General features: G+C 38.6%; 1 protein-coding gene and 1 pseudogene. Both read right to left on the bottom strand.

Annotated elements, in window-relative coordinates; translation table 11 throughout:
- Positions 1 to 164 precede the first annotated feature (164 nt).
- On the bottom strand, positions 165 to 1256 hold the full coding sequence (locus tag ACUVXA_RS20440; RefSeq protein WP_445873139.1) for an ATP-binding protein: 1092 nt from the start codon (positions 1254 to 1256) through the stop codon (positions 165 to 167).
- 87 nt (positions 1257 to 1343) lie between these two features.
- Positions 1344 to 1802, bottom strand: a pseudogene (locus ACUVXA_RS20435) (hypothetical protein); the annotation flags it as partial.
- Positions 1803 to 1865 lie beyond the last annotated feature (63 nt).

The following is a 1865-nucleotide window of genomic DNA, read 5'->3' as shown; positions in this document are numbered from 1 at the left end:
AGCAAATCTAAAAAACATTTAGGTCATTAAGAATCTATTTTTCCAAATACTTCATAAATTCTCTTTAGACCTTAAATTTACTTTACTCTTTAGTTTTAAATGATAATAGTCTAGATACTGTAATTTTTCAGATTTTATATGTCTGAAATTTTCCCCAAAATATTCTAGTGAATTCTCTCTGCTTCAAACTTCATTGCAGCGTCTCTTCCTCTTTTAACCGGGATTTCCTCCCGGACTCTAATCAGGGTAATCGCATCATGTGGGCATTGGTGAGCACATATTCCGCAACCCACACATCTCTCCTCTAAAATCATAATCATATCATCAGAAAGATCCTCATTATGTGGGTAGTGATGGAATATTGCCTGAAAAGGACAAACCTCAACACATTTTTCGCAGAGTTTACAGACATTTCTATCAATTTGGGGCATAAAATTAGATTTGGCAAAGGTTCTGGGATTATGAAGTTCAGATAATCCCCTCATGATTCCACAGCAGCAGGTGCAGCAATTACAGATAAAAAGGGGCTTATCCTGCTGATTGCTTACAGTATGAATCAGTCCATTATCCTCAGCAACTTTCAAGATTTCAAGGGCTTCCTCCTTGGTAACGTATCTCCCCTGGCGGTGTTTCACACGATAATCCGCAAAGCCGTCGAAACTTATGCAAACATCTATAGGCTTGTCACATCGATTTGCACTCATTCTACACACACAAGGATTAACAGCGATGCTTCTCGCATTCTCAACATATTCGCTCACTTTCTCAAAGGGCAATATCTCGTGTTCCACATCCAATTTCTCTTCCACAGGAATTACTCTGGTCAAAGGATATTTTGAAGCTCCCAGCTCGTGTCCCCAACTGTGATGCATCTCCTCATACACTCTCATAAACTCTCTCTTATCATCCGTCACCACACCATCATCAAGATAAAACTCAAAGAGACCCACCGCAAAGGGCAACATGCTATAATAAGCTTTACCATCCTCTCTGCCTGTAAACTCGAAGAGAGCCCCCCTATCCGCTAACCGCTCAAAAACAGTCCTTACATAATCTACATCACGCCCGAGCTGCTCAGCCGCCTGCTCCACGGTCTTTGCATCAACAAATGGGAAACTGAAAGCCGAAGAGACCAGTTCCGCCTCCTCAGGCGAGTAAACAATCTTCAAGAGCTTCAACATATACTTACTCTTCGGTGCCTTCATAGGCCAAACGTTCATCTTCTGCCTCAATCGCTCATAAACATCTTCCGACAACGCCACAACTTCCCAAATTTTATTAATAAAATTGAGCCCAAAGATAGTAAAAGGTTAACTTATAATCTTGTTATTAAACTTTCTATACTAAAAATAAAAAATAAAATCCCCTTCACAACACCCTTTTTCAACCATTAAACAGTTTTCAATTTTTGGATTTACAGTAAATTTTATTCCCAGAGCGTTTAGCCAGCATTCAATTCTATAAATTACCCCACATTTATATTGCTCTATTATTCCTAGCCTTTGCATCCCTTTATACGCAAAACATTCATTATTTTCCCATTCCCAGTGGATAATATTTTTTGAAGATACACTGAAACGAGCCTTACTAAAAATTGAATGCGGTAAAACTAATTCTAACGTCGTTTGTAACAATTTTGTCATTTCTTCAAATGAATCAATATCTGTTTCTTTAACATCTAGAATTCTTTTCGTTCTTTCAACTTCAAAGTACGACATTGATTTTATCGCTTCTTCATTCAATCTATTGGACAGATCTATTCCAAGCTCCCTGTAAGTAGTATAAAACCACATTCCGTCATGAGTAAGCCAACCGTTGTCCGAAACTTACCCATTTAGGACACCGCCTAAATGGTGTTCGGTTCC

Source organism: Candidatus Jordarchaeum sp. (assembly GCF_052745115.1).
This window is presented reverse-complemented; position numbering and strand designations above follow the sequence as displayed.